The sequence below is a fragment of the Streptomyces sp. 3-6 genome, assembly GCF_056323165.1.
Genome location: NZ_JBWHZP010000001.1, coordinates 216,397 through 235,041, shown reverse-complemented (window position 1 = coordinate 235,041; position 18,645 = coordinate 216,397). Strand labels below are relative to the sequence as shown.

General features: G+C 73.7%; 15 protein-coding genes and 1 pseudogene. 3 read left to right on the top strand and 13 right to left on the bottom strand.

The features are described 5' to 3' along the window. Positions 1-27: 27 nt before the first annotated feature. From AC02VZ_RS00915 to hrcA, 5 genes are all read right to left on the bottom strand, one after another. Positions 28-555, bottom strand: coding sequence for a hypothetical protein (locus AC02VZ_RS00915; RefSeq protein ID WP_432054450.1), 528 nt, complete (start codon positions 553-555; stop codon positions 28-30). A gap of 198 nt (positions 556-753) precedes the next feature. Further along, positions 754-1,494, bottom strand: a complete 741-nt coding sequence (locus AC02VZ_RS00910) for a 16S rRNA (uracil(1498)-N(3))-methyltransferase (protein ID WP_432054451.1) — start codon at positions 1,492-1,494, stop codon at positions 754-756. Continuing rightward, positions 1,491-2,564 carry a nitronate monooxygenase gene (locus tag AC02VZ_RS00905; RefSeq protein WP_432054452.1) on the bottom strand — a complete coding sequence of 358 codons (1,074 nt, stop codon included), beginning with the start codon at positions 2,562-2,564 and terminating at the stop codon, positions 1,491-1,493. The genes AC02VZ_RS00910 and AC02VZ_RS00905 overlap by 4 nt, the downstream gene beginning before the upstream one ends. Positions 2,565-2,728: 164 nt before the next feature. Further along, complete coding sequence (gene dnaJ, locus AC02VZ_RS00900) at positions 2,729-3,865, bottom strand: molecular chaperone DnaJ (RefSeq protein ID WP_362089448.1); 1,137 nt, start codon at positions 3,863-3,865, stop codon at positions 2,729-2,731. Then, complete coding sequence (hrcA, locus tag AC02VZ_RS00895) at positions 3,865-4,881, bottom strand: heat-inducible transcriptional repressor HrcA (RefSeq protein ID WP_432057696.1); 1,017 nt, start codon at positions 4,879-4,881, stop codon at positions 3,865-3,867. The genes dnaJ and hrcA overlap by 1 nt, the downstream gene beginning before the upstream one ends. A 171-nt stretch (positions 4,882-5,052) precedes the next feature. Between hrcA and AC02VZ_RS00890 the strand changes: the two genes are divergently transcribed. Together AC02VZ_RS00890 and AC02VZ_RS00885 are read left to right on the top strand one after the other, a co-directional pair. Next, positions 5,053-5,778 (top strand): MBL fold metallo-hydrolase, encoded by a 726-nt coding sequence (locus tag AC02VZ_RS00890; RefSeq protein WP_432057697.1) that lies wholly within the window; start codon positions 5,053-5,055, stop codon positions 5,776-5,778. Positions 5,779-5,805: 27 nt separating this feature from the next. After that, on the top strand, positions 5,806-6,612 hold the full coding sequence (locus AC02VZ_RS00885) for a DUF3097 domain-containing protein (protein ID WP_432057698.1): 807 nt from the start codon (positions 5,806-5,808) through the stop codon (positions 6,610-6,612). A gap of 43 nt (positions 6,613-6,655) precedes the next feature. Here AC02VZ_RS00885 and hemW read toward each other — a convergent pair whose 3' ends face one another. The 4 genes from hemW to lepA all read right to left on the bottom strand — a co-directional run bounded on the left by hemW (position 6,656) and on the right by lepA (position 14,871). Further along, positions 6,656-7,888, bottom strand: a complete 1,233-nt coding sequence (gene hemW, locus AC02VZ_RS00880; protein WP_432057699.1) for a radical SAM family heme chaperone HemW — start codon at positions 7,886-7,888, stop codon at positions 6,656-6,658. A gap of 27 nt (positions 7,889-7,915) precedes the next feature. After that, the gene (locus tag AC02VZ_RS00875) at positions 7,916-10,423 is read right to left on the bottom strand and encodes a SpoIIE family protein phosphatase (RefSeq protein WP_476474243.1); all 2,508 of its coding nucleotides are present in this window, start codon (positions 10,421-10,423) and stop codon (positions 7,916-7,918) included. Positions 10,424-10,868: 445 nt separating this feature from the next. Further along, a complete protein-coding gene (locus AC02VZ_RS00870) occupies positions 10,869-12,743 on the bottom strand; it encodes an AMP-dependent synthetase/ligase (RefSeq protein WP_476474242.1) in 1,875 nt (624 codons plus the stop codon). A gap of 259 nt (positions 12,744-13,002) precedes the next feature. After that, a complete protein-coding gene (gene lepA / locus AC02VZ_RS00865) occupies positions 13,003-14,871 on the bottom strand; it encodes a translation elongation factor 4 (RefSeq protein ID WP_362089473.1) in 1,869 nt (622 codons plus the stop codon). A gap of 267 nt (positions 14,872-15,138) precedes the next feature. On the opposite strand from lepA, the gene rpsT reads away from it, so the two are divergent. Beyond that, positions 15,139-15,405: a 30S ribosomal protein S20 gene (gene rpsT, locus AC02VZ_RS00860; protein ID WP_164334931.1), complete on the top strand. Its 267-nt coding sequence runs from the start codon at positions 15,139-15,141 to the stop codon at positions 15,403-15,405. Between the two features lie 353 nt (positions 15,406-15,758). Here the strand turns inward: rpsT and AC02VZ_RS00855 are convergent. The 4 genes and pseudogenes from AC02VZ_RS00855 to AC02VZ_RS00840 all read right to left on the bottom strand — a co-directional run. After that, positions 15,759-15,851: pseudogene (locus AC02VZ_RS00855) on the bottom strand (nuclear transport factor 2 family protein); the annotation flags it as partial. 189 nt (positions 15,852-16,040) lie between these two features. Further along, on the bottom strand, positions 16,041-17,030 hold the full coding sequence (gene holA / locus AC02VZ_RS00850; protein WP_432057702.1) for a DNA polymerase III subunit delta: 990 nt from the start codon (positions 17,028-17,030) through the stop codon (positions 16,041-16,043). A gap of 275 nt (positions 17,031-17,305) precedes the next feature. Then, a complete protein-coding gene (locus tag AC02VZ_RS00845) occupies positions 17,306-17,551 on the bottom strand; it encodes a hypothetical protein (RefSeq protein ID WP_432057703.1) in 246 nt (81 codons plus the stop codon). A 35-nt stretch (positions 17,552-17,586) separates the two neighbouring features. Beyond that, entirely contained in the window at positions 17,587-18,417 is an 831-nt protein-coding gene (locus tag AC02VZ_RS00840; RefSeq protein ID WP_476474241.1) for an arylamine N-acetyltransferase family protein, read from the bottom strand. Positions 18,418-18,645 lie beyond the last annotated feature (228 nt).

The following is an 18,645-nucleotide window of genomic DNA, read 5'->3' as shown; positions in this document are numbered from 1 at the left end:
GGCGGTGCCCCCGGCCAGGGGTTTCGATCACTTGCCCTCGACGGGGCGGCACGAGGGGTACTGCTCGCACCACACGGTGGTGGTGACGGTCACCGTGACGGTGGGGCGGGGGCCGTCGTCCGGGGCCTGTCCGACGGGCGAGGGGGTGGCGGCGTCGCAGTCGCCGAGCCCGTCGACCCGGAAGCGCTGCCTGCCGTCCACCTTCGCGACGATGGTCCCGCGCACGCAGGCGCCGTTGACGGCGTGCGTGATCCTGCCGGTGACGGTGATGTCCTTGCCGTCGTCGGTCTCGCCCTCGCAGTCGACGGAGGCCACGGTCCTCTCGCCGGAGGACGCCGAGGCGCCGCTCCGCTCGCCGAAGTCCGCGGTGCAGTTCAGCCACCGGACACCGGCCTTGCGCCGTTCCAGCTCCTCGGTCACGGTCTCGTCCGTGGTGTACGCCACGGCGGCGGAACTCAGTCCGCCCGGCTCGCACGCGACGAGGCCGCCGACGGCGAGCACGGCACCCCCCGCCATGAGCACCGGCCGCAGCCAACTCCTCACCAGTACCCGCATGAACGGCAGACTGCCACCCTCGCGGGCCCGGCGGTAGGGCGCATTCGGCCGCGCCACGAGCCCCCGCGCACGGCGTCCGCCCGCGCGGTCACGGTGGTGGGCCGGGGGCGTCGAGCGGGGGCCGTGGTGGGAGGCCGGGCAGCTCCCGGCGACCCGGGAGGCTCCGGCGGGTTCCGCGGGGCAGGGGGTGCGGGCGGGTCAGCCCCAGCGTCCGGTGCGGCCGAGCAGCAGGGCCGCCGCGGCGGTCCCGGCGGTCGACGTGCGCAGCACGCTCCGGCCCAGGCGGCACACCCGCGCGCCGGCGCCGGCGAACAGGTCCAGCTCCTCGGGGGACACTCCGCCTTCGGGCCCGACCACCAGCACGATGTGCCCGGCGGCGGGAAGCGGGGCGGTCGCCAGCGGCTCGGTGCCGCTCTCGTGCAGCACCGCCGCGAAGTCCGCCCCGGCGAGCAGGGCCGCGACCTGCTTGCCGGTGGCCGGGTCCGCGACCTCGGGGAAACGCACCCGGCGGGACTGCTTGCCCGCCTCGCGCGCGGTGGCCCGCCACTTGGCGAGGGACTTCAGTCCGCGCTCGCCCTTCCACTGGGTGATGCAGCGCGAGGCCGCCCACGGCACGATCGCGTCGACGCCGACCTCGGTCATCGTCTCCACGGCCAGCTCGCCCCGGTCGCCCTTGGGCAGGGCCTGGACGACGGTGAGGCGGGGCGTTCCGGGTTCCTCCGTGACGACGTCGGCGAGGCGCACGAGCAGCCGGTCCTTGCCCTCGGTCCCCTCGACCCGGCCCTCGGCCCAGCGTCCCGCGCCGTCGGTGAGGACGACGTCCTCCCCGGCCCGCAGGCGTTTGACGGAGACGGCGTGCCGGCCCTCCGGCCCGTCGAGCACGTAGGGGCCCGCCGGGTCGGAATCGAAGCCGTCGACGACGAACACCGGCGCGGTCATCGGGCACCTCCGTCGGACAACGCCGCCCGGGCGGCGGCCAGTTCGGCGGCCAGCACCTCCACCAGCCGCCCGGCGGGCAGTTCCCGGGCCAGCCGGTGGCCCTGGCCCGCCCAGAGCGCCATGCCCTGCGGGTCACCGGCCTTGGCCGCCGCCTTGCGCAGGGGCGCGGCGAGGTGGTGGACGTCGGGGTAGGCGGCGGGCGCGTAGGGGCCGTGCTCGCGCAGGAAGCGGTTGACCAGGGCGCGGGCCGGGCGGCCGGAGAAGGCCCGGGTCAGCTCGGTGCGGACGTGGAGGGGGTCGGTGAGGGCCTGCTTGTGCGCCTCGTGCGCCCCGGACTCGGGGGTGGCGACGAAGGCCGTGCCGAGCTGGGCGGCGTCGGCCCCGGCGGCGAGCACCGCGGCGATCTGGCTGCCGCGCATGATGCCCCCGGCGGCGACCACGGGGATCGAGACGGTCTCGCGGACCTGGGCGAGCAGGGACAGCAGTCCCAGGGCGGAGCCGTCGGCCTCGGGGGCGTCCCGGTGGGTGCCCTGGTGGCCGCCCGCCTCGGCGCCCTGGGCGATCACGGCGTCGGCGCCCGCGCGTTCCACCGCCAGGGCCTCCTCGGGGGTGGTGGCGGTGGCCAGGGTGTACGTGCCGGCCCGGCGGAGCGCTTCGAGGACCTCGGGGGCGGGCACGCCGAAGTGGAACGACACCACCGGCACCGGGTTGTCGAGCAGCACGGCCAGCTTGGCGTCGTAGCCGTCGTCGCGGCCGCTGTCGGGGTCGCCCAGCTCGGTCTCGTACCAGGTCGCCTCGCCGGCCAGCTGGTGCGCGTAGACGCCGACGGCGGCGGGGTCGGGGGTCTCGGGCTGCGGCATGAACACGTTGACGCCGAAGGGGCGGCCGGTCAGTCCGCGCAGCTGCTTGATCTCCTGGTACATCCCGTCCGCGGTCTTGTACCCGGCGGCCAGGAACCCGAGCCCGCCCGCGTCGGACACGGCGGCGGCGAGGCGCGGCACGGCGACCCCTCCCGCCATCGGGGCCTGCACGATCGGGTGCGGGAGGAGATCGGTCAGCGCGGAGGACATGACGGCATGGTGTCACGTCCGCGGGACGCGTCCGAATTGACCCTTCCCGCCGGCACATTCCGTTCGACGGGAGACGCGGGGGCGGGTCGGGGAGGGCGCGGGCGGGCTCCCCGGCCCGCGCGGCCCGGGCCGGGACCGGTCACGGACCGGTCCCGGGGACGCCGTCAGCGGCCGTTGAACGCGTCCTTCAGGCGGGAGAACAGGCCCTGCTGGCCGGGCTGGAACTGCCCCTGGGGACGCTCCTCGCCGCGCAGCTTGGCCAGTTCCCGCAGCAGGCGCTCCTGCTCCGGGTCCAGCTTGGAGGGGGTCTGCACCTCGACGTGCACGATGAGGTCGCCCCGGCCGCCGCCGCGCAGGTGCGTGACGCCCCGGCCGTGCAGCGGGATCGACTGGCCGGACTGGGTGCCGGGCCGGATGTCGACCTCCTCCATGCCGTCCAGCGTCTCCAGCGGCACCTTGGTGCCGAGGGCCGCCGCCGTCATCGGGATGGTCACCGTGCAGTGCAGGTCGTCGCCGCGCCGCTGGAAGGTCGGGTGCGGCAGCTCGTGGATCTCGACGTAGAGGTCGCCGGCGGGCCCGCCGCCGGGGCCGACCTCGCCCTCGCCGGCGAGCTGGATGCGGGTGCCGTTGTCGACACCGGCCGGGATCTTGACGGTGAGGGTGCGCCGGGAGCGGATGCGGCCGTCACCGGCGCACTCCGGGCACGGCGTGGGCACGACCGTGCCGAAGCCCTGGCACTGCGGGCAGGGGCGCGAGGTCATGACCTGGCCCAGGAAGGACCGGGTGACCTGGGAGACCTCGCCCCGGCCGCGGCACATGTCGCAGGTCTGCGCGGTGGTGCCGGGCGCGGCGCCCTCGCCGCTGCACGTGGTGCAGACGACGGCGGTGTCGACCTGGATGTCCTTGGTGGTGCCGAAGGCGGCCTCGTCGAGCTCGACCTCGATGCGGATCATCGCGTCCTGGCCGCGACGGGTGCGCGAGCGCGGTCCGCGCTGCGAGGCCGTGCCGAAGAACGCGTCCATGATGTCGGAGAAGTTGCCGAAGCCACCGGCCCCGAAGCCGCCCGCGCCGCCGCCGGCCGCCTGCGCCAGGGGGTCGCCGCCGAGGTCGTAGACCTGCTTCTTCTGCGGGTCCGACAGCACCTCGTAGGCGGCGTTGATCTCCTTGAACCGCTCCTGGGTCTTCGGATCCGGGTTGACGTCCGGATGGAGCTCGCGGGCGAGCCGCCGGAAGGCCTTCTTGATCTCTTCCTGCGACGCGTCGCGGCGCACGCCGAGTACGGCGTAGTAGTCCGTGGCCACTACGACTCCGCCAGGATCTGTCCGACGTACCGTGCCACTGCGCGTACCGCTCCCATCGTTCCCGGGTAGTCCATGCGGGTCGGTCCGACCACACCCAGTTTGGCGACTGCTTCGCCGCCCGAACCGTAGCCGACCGACACGACGGACGTGGAGTTGAGTCCTTCGTGGGCGTTCTCGTGACCGATACGGACGGTCACGCCCGGATCCTTCGCCTCGCCGAGCAGCTTGAGGAGCACGACCTGCTCCTCGAGTGCCTCCAGGACGGGCCGGATCACCAGGGGGAAGTCGTGTCCGAAACGGGTGAGATTGGCGGTGCCGCCGATCATCAGCCGCTCCTCGTTGTCCTCGACGAGGGTCTCCAGGAGGGTGGAGAGCACGGTCGACACCGCGCCCCGGTCCTCCGGTTCGAACGCCTCCGCGAGGTCCTCGACCAGGCCGGGCACATCCGTGAACCGGCGGCCCGCGACCCGGCTGTTGAGCCGCGCCCGCAGGTCCGCCAGGGACGCCTCGCCGAACGGCGCCGGGCAGTCCACCAGGCGCTGCTCGACCCGGCCGGTGTCCGTGATCAGCACGAGCATCAGGCGGGCCGGGGCGAGCGACAGCAGTTCCACGTGCCGCACCGTCGAGCGGGTCAGCGACGGGTACTGCACCACGGCCACCTGCCGGGTCAGCTGCGCGAGCAGCCGCACCGTGCGGGCCACCACGTCGTCCAGGTCGACGGCGCCCTCCAGGAAGTTCTGGATGGCGCGCCGCTCGGGCGGGCTCATCGGCTTGACCCCGGCGAGCTTGTCGACGAACAGGCGGTAGCCCTTGTCGGTGGGGATGCGCCCGGCGCTGGTGTGCGGCTGGGCGATGTAGCCCTCGTCCTCCAGGGCCGCCATGTCGTTGCGCACGGTGGCCGGGGAGACGCCGAGGTTGTGCCGTTCGGTGAGCGCCTTGGAGCCCACCGGCTCCTCGGTGCCGACATAGTCCTGAACGATGGCGCGCAGCACCTGGAGCCTGCGTTCACTGAGCATCGCGCACACACCTCCAGAAGCGATCCGCCGCTGCCCGTTGCTGGTCCTGGCACTCTTCACATGCGAGTGCCAGACTTCCCCGGCCCAGTGTACGGCCGGGGAGTACGCCCCGGGCAAGGCCCGGCGCGACGGGTTCGCGCAGGTGGGCGTTCTGCCCGCTAGCGTCGCGGTATGACCTTCGATCGGGACGTGTCGGGATGGGAACGGGTGGCGCCGGGGGTGTTCCGGTGCCGCCTTCCGGTGTGGGACTGCACGGCGGGGCTCGTCACCGGTACCGGCGGCGCGCTGCTGGTCGACGCCGGTTCGAGTCTGCGCGAGGGCGCGCGGGTGCGGGCCGAGGCGCAGGCGCTCGCCGGGCGGCGTGTGACGCATCTCGCGCTGACCCACCCCCACTTCGACCATGTGCTGGGGGCCGCGGTGTTCGCGGGCGCGGAGGTGTTCGCGGCGACCGGCCCGGCGGCGGCGTGGTCGGCGGAGGGGCTGCGCGCGGACGCGGTGCGGCACGGGCTGGACGAGCGGGAGGCGGCCGGGGCGGCGGACGCGCTGGTCCGGCCGGGGCACGAGGTGTCCGGCCACGTGGTCGTGGACCTCGGCGGCGGCACGGAGGCGGTGCTGGTGAACGCGGGCCCGGGGCACACCGCGCGGGACCTGGCCGTCCTGGTCCCGGGCGACCCGCCGGTGGTCTTCTGCGGCGATCTGGTGGAGGAGTCGGGCGCACCGCAGGCCGGGCCGGACGCGGTGCCGTCCCGCTGGCCGGACGCCCTGGACCGGCTGCTGGCCCTGGGCGGCCCGGACGCGCGGTACGTGCCCGGTCACGGGGCGGTGGTCGACGCGGCGTTCGTGCGGGCCCAACGCGGGGCGCTGGCGGCCCGGTTCGGCGTGTCGCGCCGGCCGTGACGGGGGCTGCCTCGTATCGTCGGCAGGATGCGCCAGTACTCCGCCGACCTGACCCCTCCCTGGAAGAAGTCCGGCCCGGTGCCCGAGGTGCCCGCCGACCCCGGTCTGGTGGTCGAGGAGCCCGGCACCGGCTTCTGCGGCGCGGTGATCCGCTGCGAGGCCGGCACGGTGACCCTGGAGGACCGTTTCGGCAAGCACCGGGTGTTCCCGTTGGAACCGCGCGGCTTCCTGCTGGAGGGCCGGGTGGTGACGCTGGTGCGGCCCGCCTCCGGACCGTCCCGCCCCAGCCGTACGGCGTCCGGCTCCGTCGCGGTGCCCGGGGCCCGCGCGCGGGTCGCCCGCGCGGGCCGCATCTACGTCGAGGGGCGGCACGACGCGGAGCTGGTCGAGAAGGTGTGGGGCGACGACCTGCGCATCGAGGGCGTGGTCGTGGAGTACCTGGGGGGTGTGAACGACCTGCCGTCGGTCGTCGAGGAGTTCTCCCCCGGCCCCGACGCCCGCCTGGGGGTGCTGGTCGACCACCTCGTGCCGGGCTCCAAGGAGTGGCGCATCGCCGAGGCGGTCACCAGTGAGCACGCGCTGGTGGTGGGCCACCCGTTCATCGACGTCTGGGAGGCGGTGAAGCCCTCCTCGGTGGGCATCCCCGGCTGGCCCCGGGTGCCGCGCGGCCAGGACTGGAAGACGGGGGTGTGCCGGGCGCTGGGCTGGCCGGAGAACACCGGGGCGGCCTGGCAGCACATCCTGGGCCGGGTCCGCTCCTACAAGGACCTGGAGCCGGAGCTGCTGGGCCGGGTGGAGCAACTGATCGATTTCGTCACGGCGCCGGGCGCCTGACGGGGTCGCCGTGCCGCCCGCCCCCGGGCGGCACGGCGCCCGCTCAGTCCACCAGGTCCCGCACCACCGCGTCCGCCAGCAGCCGTCCGCGCAGGGTGAGGGCCGCGCGGCCCTCCTCGTACGCGGCCGGCCGGAGCAGCCCGTCGCGCAGCGCACGGTCCGCCGCCGCCCGCCCCTCCGTCCGCAGGAGCGAGAGCGGGACCCCCTCCTCCAGCCGCAGTTCCAGCAGGATCCGCTCCACCCGCCGGTCCTCGTCCGACAGCAGCTCCCGGCCCGCGCCCGGCGAGCGGCCCTGCGCGAGGGCCGCCGCGTACGCCCCCGGGTGCTTGACGTTCCACCACCGCACCCCGCCCACGTGGGAGTGCGCGCCGGGCCCCGCGCCCCACCAGTCGGCGCCCCGCCAGTACAGCTCGTTGTGCAGGCAGCGCCCGGCGTCGGAGGTCGCCCAGTTCGACACCTCGTACCAGGCGAAGCCCGCGGCGGACAGCGCCTCCTCCGCGATCAGGTAGCGGTCGGCGTGCACGTCGTCGTCGGTCATCGGGACCTCGCCGCGCCGGATGCGACGGGCGAGCTGCGTGCCCTCCTCGACGATGAGCGCGTACGCGGAGACGTGGTCGGGCCCGGCACCGACCGCCGCGTCCAGCGAGGCCCGCCAGTCGTCGTCGGACTCGCCGGGGGTGCCGTAGATCAGGTCGAGGTTGACGTGGTCGAAGCCGGCGGCGCGGGCCTCGGCGACGCACGCCTCGGGACGGCCGGGGGTGTGGGTGCGGTCCAGCACCTTCAGCACGTGCTGCCGGGCGCTCTGCATGCCGAACGAGATCCGGTTGAAGCCGCCCTCGCGGAGGGCCGCCAGGTAGGCCGGGTCGACGGACTCGGGGTTCGCCTCCGTGGTCACCTCGGCGTCGGCGGCCAGCCCGAACTCCTCCCGGATCGCCTCCAGCATCCGCACCAGGTCACCGGCCGCCAGCAGCGTAGGCGTCCCGCCGCCGACGAACACCGTGCGCACCTCGCGCGGGTCGTCGCCGAGGACCTTCCGGGCCAGCCGGACCTCGTCGACGAGCGTGGCGGCGTAGTTGTCCCGGGAGGCCAGCACGCCGCCGGAGCCGCGCAGCTCGGTGGCGGTGTAGGTGTTGAAGTCGCAGTAGCCGCAGCGGGTGGCGCAGTACGGGACGTGCAGGTAGAAGCCGAGGGGCCGGTCGGCCGCCCCGGCGAGGGCGGAGGCGGGCAGGGCACCGTCGGCGGGGACGGGCTCGCCGTCGGGGAGTGCGGAGGGCATGTGCTCCATTGTCCCGCACCGGCGGTGTCACTCGGCCTGGAGCACCATCAGGGCGAGATCGTCGGCCGGCGGGCTGTCGCCGAAGTCGTGGACGAGGCGGGTGAGGCGCTCCGCCGTCGTCCCGGCGTCCAGGCCGGCGCAGCTCGCCAGGGCCGCCGCCAGCCCGTCCCCGTCGTCGAACTGGCGGGAGCCGGACCGCCGCTCGGTGACGCCGTCGGTGACACAGAGCAGGGTGTCGCCGGAGCGCAGCTCGAAGGTGTCGCTGCCGTAGGCGGCGTCCTCGACGACGCCGAGCAGGGTCTGGGGCCGGGCGACCGTGCGGACCGCGCCGTCCGGGCCGAGGAGCAGCGGCAGGGGATGCCCGGCGGAGGCGACGGTGCAGCGGACCCCGCCGTCGACCGGGACGAGTTCGCCGTAGAGGAGGGACAGGAAGCGGGTCTGGGGGCCGTCGCCGGGCGCGGTGGGGCGGGCCCCGGCGGCGACCAGGGCGCGGGCGGCGGCGTCGGCGGCCTCGGTGGCGTCGTCCAGGAGCAGCTGGTTGAGGCGGTCGAGGACGTCGGCCACGCGGTAGCCCTCCCGGGCCAGCAGCCGCAGCCAGGGCCGGACCAGGCCGATGACCACGGCCGCTTCCGGGCCCTTGCCCTGGACGTCGCCGACCGCGAAGCACCAGCGGCCCCGGCCGGCCGGGAAGAGGTCGTAGAAGTCGCCGCTGGGCCCGCCCTTGTCGCAGGGTTCGTGGACGAGGGCACTGCGCAGGCCCGGGATCTCGGCGACGGCGCCGGGCAGCAGCCCGCGCTGGAGGACGGAGCTGATGGTGGCCTGCCGGGCGTACTGGCGGGCGGCGCCGATGGCGAGCGCCACGCGCCGGCCGAGGTCCTCGACGAGGCCGGTGATCTCGTCGGGGAAGCGGTCGATGCCGGCCCGTCCGATGACCAGGGTCCCCACGGACCGCCCGCCGGCGACGAGCGGGTAGGCGAGGGCGGTGCCGGACGAACCGGTGTCCGCGGGCCGGCCGGCGGACGGGCCCGGGAACGGGCCGGCGGACGGGCCGGCGCCGGTGTCGGTGTCGAGGGCCTTGGCCGGCCAGGGGTAGGGGGTGGGGCCGGGGCGTAACGGGTCGGGGAGCTGGGGCGGGTCGCGGTCCAGGGCCGCGTGCAGCTCCTCGATGAGGTGCTCGCCGGCGTGCCAGACCCGGGCCGGACCGCCCGCGTGGGCGGCCCGGCCGCCGCCCCAGCCGCCGTGCGGGGTGGCCTCGTCGGCCAGCCACACGGCGCACCAGTCCGCCAGCCGGGGCACGATCAGCTGCCCGGTGAGGGCGGTGACCAGGTCCTCGTCCAACTGCCCGGCGAGCAGGTCGGACGCCTCGGCCAGGAAGGACAGCGCGCCGCGCCCCAGCCAGGCGCCCTCGTGGCTCTCCCGGCGGGCGGGGCAGTCGTCGGCGGGGCGGCCGGGGAGGTCAGGGAGGCCAGGGAGGCTGGGGGACCCGGCGGTGCCGCGGGGGGCGGGGGTGGCGGCGGTGCCTGGGGTGCCGGCGGTGGTGCCGGGGGTGCCCGGGGTGCCGGCGGTGTCGGGGGTGGTTGCGGGCGGGGCGTGGAAGGGGCCGCGGGGGGCGGGTGAGCGCCCGCCGAGCGGGGTGCCGGGCTGCCCCGGGCCGGTTCCGGCGGGGTCGGCGTCCTCGGCCGGGTCTCCTGGCCGTCGGCCCGTTCCGGCCGGGGGTCCCGCCGAGGACTCGGCTGGGAATCCGACCGGGGCCCCGGACGGGGCGCCCGCCTCGGTACCGGAGTCGCGCGAGGCGGGCACCCCGGCGCGGGTGTCGTCGTCGGCCCAGGTGTCGTCGCCGGCCCAGGAGTCCTCGCCGGCCCACGTCTCGCCGGCACGGACGGCTCCCGGCTGCGACTGCGGCTCCCCGTTAGGGTCCGGTGCGTCCTGCGGCGCGGGGGCGTCCGGGCAACCGGGGGCGCCCGGCGCCTGCCGCGCGGGCGCCCGCGCGGGGTCCCGGTCGTGCGCCGGAGTGCGCTCCGCCGCGTACGCCGCGACGCCCTCCGCCTCCGGGCGGTCCCCGGGCGGCAGCCGGGCCCACACCGTCTTCTCGCCGGGCCGGTAGGTCACGCCCCACACCTCGCAGAGCGCGGCGACCAGCCCCAGGCCGCGCCCGAACTCGGGGACGAGGTGCGCGGCCGCCTCCGGCTCGTGGTCGCGCGGGGGGCGCGAGGGGTGGCGGTCGGTCACCTCGACGACCAGGGCACCGGTGCCGCCCTCCAGGCGGCAGGTGAGCCGTACGTCGGTCCCGGCGTGGACCACGGCGTTGGTGACGAGTTCGCTGGCGACCAGTGCGGCGTCGTCGCCGGCGCGGGCGGTGAGGTGCTCGGTCCCGGGCAGCGCCCGCTCGGCCCATTCGGCGAGCGCCGCCCGGACCACGGCCCGGGCGGAGCCGGGCGCGAGGGGGCTCCCGGTGAGGGTCGCGTCCGCCCGCGCGCGCTCCGGCGCCTCACGGGCGCGCGAGGTGGTCTCCCGTTGGGTCGGAATGGCCCCCATGGGCAGCTCCCCGGGCAGTTCGTACGAAGACACGCCGATCGTTGCCGACAGGGTGACAGACCGACCCGGTCCATGAGCAAGGAGTTACCGAACTGGACCGCCCCGAGGGGGAACAATGCTCGACGCATGCTCAGGAACGGACAGAAGGGCGTCCGTTTCCGATCAGGATGCGCAGCGAAGGGCGCGGCGAGCCCGGCGACGGGAAACGTGGCGCGGGGAAGCCGAGGAGTGGGCGGGGAGCGGCGGGGAGCGGCGGGCGGAGTGGACAGGAGGCCGCCAGGGGCGGGAAGAGACGCGAAGGAACGGGAAGGGGCGGGAAGGGACGGGAAGGGGCGGGAAGGGACGGGAAGGGGCGGGAAGGGACGGGAAGGGGCCGGAGCAACGACGGGCGGGGTCCCGGACCGTACCGGCCCGGGGCCCCGCCCGCGATGTCACCGCACGCCGGTCACGCCTCGCGCGTGCCCTCGTACATCTCCTCGATGAGGTGCTTGTACTCGCGCTCCACCACGGGCCGCTTCAGCTTCAGGCTCGGGGTGATCTCGCCGTGCTCGACGTCGAGGTCGCGCGGCAGGAGACGGAACTTCTTGATGGTCTGCCAGCGCTGCAGACCCTCGTTGAGCTGCTGGACGTAGCCGTCGACCATCTCGACCGTGGCCGGGGCGGCGACGATGTCCGCGTAGGACTTGCCCTCCATGCCGTTCTCCGCCGCCCAGGCGGTGAGGGCGGCCTCGTCGAGGGCGATGAGGGCGGTGCAGTAGTTCCGGTCGGCGCCGTGCACCAGGATGTTGGAGACGTAGGGGCAGACCGCCTTGAACTGGCCCTCGACCTCGGCGGGCGCGATGTACTTGCCGCTGGAGGTCTTGATCAGGTCCTTCTTGCGGTCGGTGATGCGCAGGTAGCCGTCGGGCGACAGCTCGCCGATGTCACCGGTGTGGAACCAGCCGTCCTCCTCCAGCACCTCGGAGGTCTTCTCCGGGAGGTTGTGGTAGCCCTCCATGATGCCGGGGCCGCGCAGCAGGATCTCGCCGTCGTCGGCGATGCGCACCTCGGTGCCGGGCAGCGGCTTGCCGACCGTGCCGGTGCGGTAGGCCTCGCCGGGGTTGACGAAGGAGGCGGCGGAGGACTCGGTGAGGCCGTAGCCCTCCAGGATGTGCACTCCGGCGCCGGCGAAGAAGAAGCCGATGTCCGGGGCGAGGGCGGCGGAGCCGGAGATGCAGGCGCGCAGGTTGCCGCCGAAGGCGTCGCGGATCTTGGCGTACACCAGCTTGTCGGCGATGCCGTGCTTCGTCCGCAGGCCGAGGGGCGCGCTCGCGGTGCCGGTGCGGCGGAAGTTGTCCTGGGTGACCTTGGCGTACTCGCGGGCGACCCCGGCGGCCCACTGGAAGATCTTGTATTTGGCGCCGCCGCCGGCCTTCGCCTTGGCGGCCACGCCGTTGTAGACCTTCTCGAAGATGCGCGGCACGGCCGCCATGTAGGTCGGCTGGACCACCGGGAGGTTCTCGATGATCTTGTCGACGCGGCCGTCGACGGCGGTGACGTGGCCGACCGCGATCTGGCCGGAGATGAGCACCTTGCCGAAGACGTGGGCCAGCGGCAGCCAGAGGTACTGCACGTCGTCGGCGTGGACCATGCCGGTGGCGGGGATCGCGCGGGCCATGTAGGCCCAGTTGTCGTGCGGCAGGCGGACGCCCTTGGGGCGGCCGGTGGTGCCGGAGGTGTAGATGAGGGTGGCGAGCTGGTCCTTGGTGATCGCAGCGACGCGTTCCTTGATCAGCTCCGGTTCCTTCTCGAGCCGGGCCGCGCCGCGGCGCTCCAGCTCGGCCAGGGTGATCACGAAGTCGTCGGTCTCGACACCTTCGGCGTCGACGACCACGACCCGGGTCAGGTCGGGCAGCTCGTCACGCTTGGCGACCGCCTTCGCGACCTGCTCCGCGTTCTCCGCGACGAGCACCCGGCTCTGCGAGTCGGACAGGATGTAGGCGGACTCGTCGGCGTTGGTCTGCGGGTAGACCGTGGTGGTGGCGGCGCCCGCGCAGAGGATGCCGAGGTCGGCGAGGATCCACTCGACCCGGGTCGAGGAGGCCAGGGCGACCCGCTCCTCGGGGTTCACCCCCAGCTCGACCAGGCCGGCGGCGATCGCGGTGACCCGGTCCGCCGTCTGCGCCCAGGTCAGCGACTTCCAGTCGTCCGGGCCCGTGCCGGAGGCGGCCGGGACGGGGTAGCGGTACGCCTCCGCCTCCGGTGTGGACGCCACACGCTCCAGGAAGAGGGCCGCCACGCTCGGCGGACGGTTCTCGATCAAAGTCTGTGTGTCGCTCAAGACATCCTCCGGGGCCCGCTACGGTGCGGCTGGCTCAGTGCGGCTGGGTTCACTCGCACGCCGTTGTTTAACTCGCGAGTAACTATCGAGCACGGACAGAGTAAAGGCCGACCGCCGCCCGCGTAAGGGGCTGCGACCCGACACTTTTCACGGAGAGCTACCCGTTCGACGTGGGGGCCTGTCGCGCCGGCGTGCGACAGGCCCCCTTTCCGCCCGATATGCGGAGTAACCCGCAGTAACCTCGGGGCCGGACGTCCGGCTACTTCTTGCCCTTGCCCGAACCCCCGCCGTCGTCACTGGAGAGGACGGCGATGAAGGCCTCCTGCGGGACCTCCACGGAGCCCACCATCTTCATCCGCTTCTTGCCCTCCTTCTGCTTCTCCAGCAGCTTGCGCTTCCGGCTGATGTCACCGCCGTAGCACTTGGCGAGCACGTCCTTGCGGATGGCGCGGATCGTCTCGCGGGCGATGACGCGCGAGCCGATGGCGGCCTGCACGGGCACCTCGAAGGCCTGCCGCGGGATCAGCTCCTTCAGCTTGGCGACGAGCCGCACGCCGTACGCGTACGCCTGGTCCTTGTGGGTGATCGCGGAGAACGCGTCCACCTTGTCACCGTGCAGCAGGATGTCGACCTTCACCAGGCTGGAGCTCTGCTCGCCGGTGGGCTCGTAGTCCAGGGAGGCGTAGCCGCGGGTCTTCGACTTCAGCTGGTCGAAGAAGTCGAAGACGATCTCCGCGAGCGGCAGGGTGTAGCGGATCTCCACCCGGTCCTCGGAGAGGTAGTCCATGCCGAGCAGGGTGCCGCGCCGGTTCTGGCACAGCTCCATGATCCCGCCGATGAACTCGCTGGGCGCGAGGATCGTGGCCCGCACGACCGGCTCGTACACCTCGTCGATCTTGCCCTCGGGGAACTCGCTCGGGTTGGTGACGGTGTGCTCGGTGCCGTCCTCCATGAGCACCCGGTAGACCACGTTGGGCGCGGTGGCGATCAGGTCGAGCCCGAACTCGCGCTCCAGGCGCTCGCGGATCACGTCCAGGTGCAGCAGGCCGAGGAAGCCGACGCGGAAACCGAAGCCGAGGGCGGCGGAGGTCTCCGGCTCGTAGACCAGCGCGGCGTCGTTGAGCTGGAGCTTGTCCAGGGCCTCGCGCAGCAGCGGGTAGTCGGAGCCGTCCAGCGGATACAGCCCGGAGAAGACCATGGGCTTGGGGTCCTTGTACCCGCCCAGCGGCTCCTCCGCGCCCTTGTGCTGGCTGGTGACGGTGTCACCGACCTTGGACTGGCGGACGTCCTTCACGCCGGTGATGAGGTAGCCCACCTCGCCGACGCCGAGGCCGTCGGAGGAGAGCATCTCGGGCGAGTTGGTGCCGATCTCCAGCAGCTCGTGCGTGGCGCCGGTGGACATCATCCGGATCCGCTCGCGCTTGTTGAGCTGCCCGTCGACGACTCGCACGTACGTCACGACACCGCGGTAGGAGTCGTACACCGAGTCGAAGATCATCGCGCGGGCGGGGGCGTCCTTGACGCCGACCGGGGCGGGCACCTCGGCGACGACCTTGTCCAGCAGCGTCTCCACGCCCATCCCGGTCTTCGCGGAGACCCGCAGGACGTCGTCGGGCTCGCAGCCGACCAGGTTCGCCAGCTCCTCGGCGAACTTCTCGGGCTGCGCGGCCGGCAGGTCGATCTTGTTGAGCACCGGGATGATGGTGAGGTCGTTCTCCATCGCCAGGTACAGGTTGGCGAGCGTCTGGGCCTCGATGCCCTGGGCGGCGTCCACCAGGAGGATCGTGCCCTCGCAGGCGGCGAGCGAGCGGGACACCTCGTACGTGAAGTCGACGTGCCCGGGGGTGTCGATCATGTTGAGGATGTGCGTGGCGCTCTTGTCGTGGGTCGGCGCCCACGGCAGCCGCACCGCCTGGGACTTGATGGTGATGCCGCGCTCGCGCTCGATGTCCATGCGGTCGAGGTACTGGGCGCGCATCTGCCGCTGCTCGACCACACCGGTCAGCTGGAGCATCCGGTCGGCGAGTGTGGACTTGCCGTGGTCGATGTGCGCGATGATGCAGAAGTTGCGGATCAGAGCCGGGTCGGTACGGCTCGGCTCGGGCACATGGCTAGGGATCGCGGGCACGCAGGGTCCTGATTCTTGAGGCGTCCGCATACGTGTGCTGGTGCGTCTGCGGTCTCGGGTCGGATCGTTACGTAGCTTCCATGGTCCCACGGGTGAGGACCCGGGACGGGTTTGGGCCACCGAAAGGGCCACTGCTAGTGTGGGGGGCTGTGTCTCCTGCCCTCTCAGCACGGGACACCGATCGGAAAATCACCCGGCACGGATTCGTGCGGCGCCGCATGTCCGCGGCACCGGACGGCACCGTGCCAGAACTGTAGAGGCTCATTCGTGGCGAACATCAAGTCCCAGATCAAGCGGAACAAGACCAACGAGAAGGCGCGGCTGCGCAACAAGGCCGTCAAGTCGTCTCTGAAGACCGCGATCCGCAAGGCCCGCGAGGCCGCTGCCGCGGGTGACGTCGAGAAGGCCACCGAGTACCAGCGCGTCGCCGCGCGTCAGCTCGACAAGGCCGTCTCCAAGGGCGTCATCCACAAGAACCAGGCCGCCAACAAGAAGTCGGCGCTGGCGCAGAAGGTCGCGTCCGTCAAGGGCTGAACCACTCTTTGATCTGATCGCCGGAAGGACCCCGGGCGGGCCCTCTCTCATCCGCCCCCGACCGGCGCCCCGAGCCCGTACGCGGCCTGCGTTCGCCACGCGGGTACGGGCTCACCGGCTTCACCGAGGACCCCGTCCGTCCCCCTTCCCCGGGGGGATGGACGGGGTCCTTCGGCTTGGACGGGGTTCTTCGGGTTGGACGGGGTCCTTCGGTTCGTGGGGTCCTTCGGCTTGTGGGGGGCTTCGGCCCAGCGGGACCCCGAGCCGCGGCCCCTGCCGCGACCGCGCCTACGACTGCACCGCGCCGATCTGCGCCTGCGCGTCTGCGTCTGCGTCCGCACCTACCCCTGTTCCTACGAACAGGACTCGTTCGCCGTGTCGATGTCCTCCACGCGCTCGTCGAGGTCGGTGATCTTGCCGCCGACGATCCGGAAGACGAGGCATCCGTTCCTCTCCTCCTCGCGCGGGTACGCGGGCGACTCGATCAACCGCCGGGCGACGCCGCCGCGGGGACGCGCGGTGACCGGCCTCGGAGGCGACGCTGGGTACCCGACCCCTGGGAGGACGGGACCGGAGGGACGGGACCAGGGAAGCCGGGACCGGGGAAACCGGGACCGGGGAAACCGGAGGAGCGGTCAGCTCCGGCCGCGGGAGCGGGCCGCGCGGGCGATGGTGACGACCGCCTTCTCCAGGGCGTACTCCGGGTCCTCCCCGCCGCCCTTGACGCCGGCGTCCGCCTCGGCCACCGCGCGCAGCGCCACGGCGACCCCGTCCGGCGTCCAGCCCCGCGCCTGCTGCCTGACCCGGTCGATCTTCCACGGCGGCATGCCCAACTCCCGGGCCAGGTCGGCCGGCCGGCCGCCGCGCGCGGCCGAGAGCTTGCCGATGGCCCGCACGCCCTGGGCGAGGGCGCTGGTGATGAGCACCGGGGCCACGCCCGTCGACAGCGACCAGCGCAGTGCCTCCAGCGCGTCCGCCACCCGCCCCTCGACCGCGCGGTCGGCGACGGTGAAGCTGGACGCCTCCGCCCGGCCGGTGTAGTACCGGCCGACGACTTCCTCGTCGATGGTGCCCTCGACGTCGGCGGCGAGCTGGGACACCGCCGAGGCCAGTTCCCGCAGGTCGCTGCCGATGGCGTCGACCAGTGCCTGGCAGGCCTCCGGGGTGGCGGAGCGGCCGGCGGTGCGGAACTCGCCCCGCACGAAGGCCAGCCGGTCGGCCGGCTTGGTCATCTTCGGGCACGCCACCTCCCGCGCCCCCGCCTTGCGCGCCGCGTCCAGCAGCCCCTTGCCCTTGGCGCCGCCGGCGTGCAGCAGGACCAGCGTGATCTCCTCGGCGGGTGCCCCGAGGTAGGCCTTCACGTCCTTGACGGTGTCCGCCGACAGGTCCTGCGCGTTGCGCACGACCACGACCTTGCGCTCGGCGAACAGGGACGGGCTGGTCAACTCGGCGAGCGTGCCGGGCTGGAGCTGGTCGGGGGTGAGGTCCCGAACGTCCGTGTCGGCGTCGGCGGCCTTCGCGGCGGCCACCACCTCCCGCACGGCGCGGTCGAGCAGCAGGTCCTCCTGGCCCACGGCGAGCGTCACCGGGGCGAGGGGGTCGTCGGATGCGTTCTTCCTGGCCATCGCGACCAGCATCCCACGCACCACCGACAACGCGGGGCGGCCCCGGGGAGACGGACCCGCCGCCCGGGGCAGGCGTGCGGCCGGGCGCGGCCGCGACCGGCCTCACCGGACGGCGGGCGCGGCTGCGACCGGCTTCCGGTGACTGGTCCGTGCGTCCGGTGATGGTCCGTACGTCCGGTGATGGGTCCGCGCGTCCGGCTCTCGCGTGCGGGGGTCGCGCCGGGGGCCCGGCGTCGCGCGCGCAGTCCGGCGTCCGTTGACCCGCGTCCGCCGCCCTACGGTTCCTCCCGCCAGCCCTCCCACTCCCCGGCGAAGTCGTCCAGCTGCCCGGGGTCCAGCTCGCCCTTCTCGTCGCGCAGGACGACCAGCCACTGGGCGTCCTCCGCATCGTCCTCACCCGCCAGCGCGTCCCGGACGACGAGCGGCTCCTCGTCGATCCGGAACCGTTCCGCCAGGGCCTCCACGACCTCCTCCGCGGCATCCCGGTCGGGCAGCACCAGCACATGTCGTACATCGCTCACGCGAGCCATTGTCGGGCACGGTCCCGACGTCCCGGTCAGCTCCCCCGCACGTCCGGCACCGCGTCCAGCTCGATCCCGAACCGGGTCCGGTACACCGCGAGCACCTCCTCGTCCCGCTCCAGGGACCGCTCCCGGCGGGCACCGTCCGGGGCGGTGACCGTGAGCCGCCTGCCGCTGAGGGTGATCCGCCCGCCGTCGTCGGTCACCCGCGAGCAGACCAGGGAGCGGGTGAAGTGGGAGACGGGCGAGGTGCTGTGCCACCACACCCCGGCCGTGAAGTCGCCGAGGGCCCGCGGCCGGACCTCCAGCCGGTACACCGGCCGCCCGTCCACGCTCACGTCCAGGTCCGCGGCCTCCGGCACGTCACCGTGCCCGCCCCGCACCCCGGCCGCGTCCGGTGCCGCCACCGCGATCCGGAAGGTGCCCGCGGGGTCGGCCTGGTCCTCGCGGTCCCGGAAGGCCAGGGGCAGGTGGCAGTGCGCCCCGAACCCCACGTCGGCCAGCCAGTCACCGCCGTCCGCCGTGCCCACCCGCAGCGCGAGATGGTCGTACGGGACGCCGAGCCGGCCCCCGTCCCCGTACACCCGGGCCGCCAGCAGGGTCACGTCGTAGCCGAGGGCCGCGAGCAACGCCCCGAAGGCCCCGTTGAGTTCGTAGCAGAAGCCGCCCCGCCCGGCCGCCACCACCTTGTCCACCAGCCGCTTCTCGTCCAGCACGATCTCCTCGCCGAGGTGCAGCGAGAGGTTCTCGAACGGCACGGTCCGCAGGTGCCGCAGGTGCAGGTCGCGCAGCGCCTCGGAGGTGGGCCGCGCGGGGCGCTCGGCGCGGAGGCGGGACAGGTAGGCATCGATCGTCGTTGCGTCCATGCCGCCAGTGTTGCCTGCCGGTGTACCTCCTTGAAGCCCGAAGACGATCCGAAGTGATCGCACATCGACGTCATTCGGCCACCAAAGGACCCCAATGGAAAAAGGAAAACGCCATCTCTTCACATCATTCTTCTCGCTCGACTTTCATCTTTTCTCCCGCGCACACATAAGCAAGTCATCAAGTATTCTCACCTTCCCGGGACCGCTTCCACGTGCCTTCCAGCGCAG

Excerpts from the sequence above, each read along its gene's own strand:
- AC02VZ_RS00915 (WP_432054450.1), bottom strand. The coding sequence starts at position 555 with ATGCGGGTACTGGTGAGGAGTTGGCTGCGGCCGGTGCTCATGGCGGGG.
- AC02VZ_RS00910 (WP_432054451.1), bottom strand. The coding sequence starts at position 1,494 with ATGACCGCGCCGGTGTTCGTCGTCGACGGCTTCGATTCCGACCCGGCG.
- AC02VZ_RS00905 (WP_432054452.1), bottom strand. The coding sequence starts at position 2,564 with ATGTCCTCCGCGCTGACCGATCTCCTCCCGCACCCGATCGTGCAGGCC.
- hrcA (WP_432057696.1), bottom strand. The coding sequence starts at position 4,881 with ATGCTCAGTGAACGCAGGCTCCAGGTGCTGCGCGCCATCGTTCAGGAC.
- AC02VZ_RS00890 (WP_432057697.1), top strand. The coding sequence starts at position 5,053 with ATGACCTTCGATCGGGACGTGTCGGGATGGGAACGGGTGGCGCCGGGG.
- AC02VZ_RS00885 (WP_432057698.1), top strand. The coding sequence starts at position 5,806 with ATGCGCCAGTACTCCGCCGACCTGACCCCTCCCTGGAAGAAGTCCGGC.
- hemW (WP_432057699.1), bottom strand. The coding sequence starts at position 7,888 with ATGCCCTCCGCACTCCCCGACGGCGAGCCCGTCCCCGCCGACGGTGCC.
- AC02VZ_RS00875 (WP_476474243.1), bottom strand. The coding sequence starts at position 10,423 with ATGGGGGCCATTCCGACCCAACGGGAGACCACCTCGCGCGCCCGTGAG.
- holA (WP_432057702.1), bottom strand. The coding sequence starts at position 17,030 with ATGGCCAGGAAGAACGCATCCGACGACCCCCTCGCCCCGGTGACGCTC.
- AC02VZ_RS00840 (WP_476474241.1), bottom strand. The coding sequence starts at position 18,417 with ATGGACGCAACGACGATCGATGCCTACCTGTCCCGCCTCCGCGCCGAG.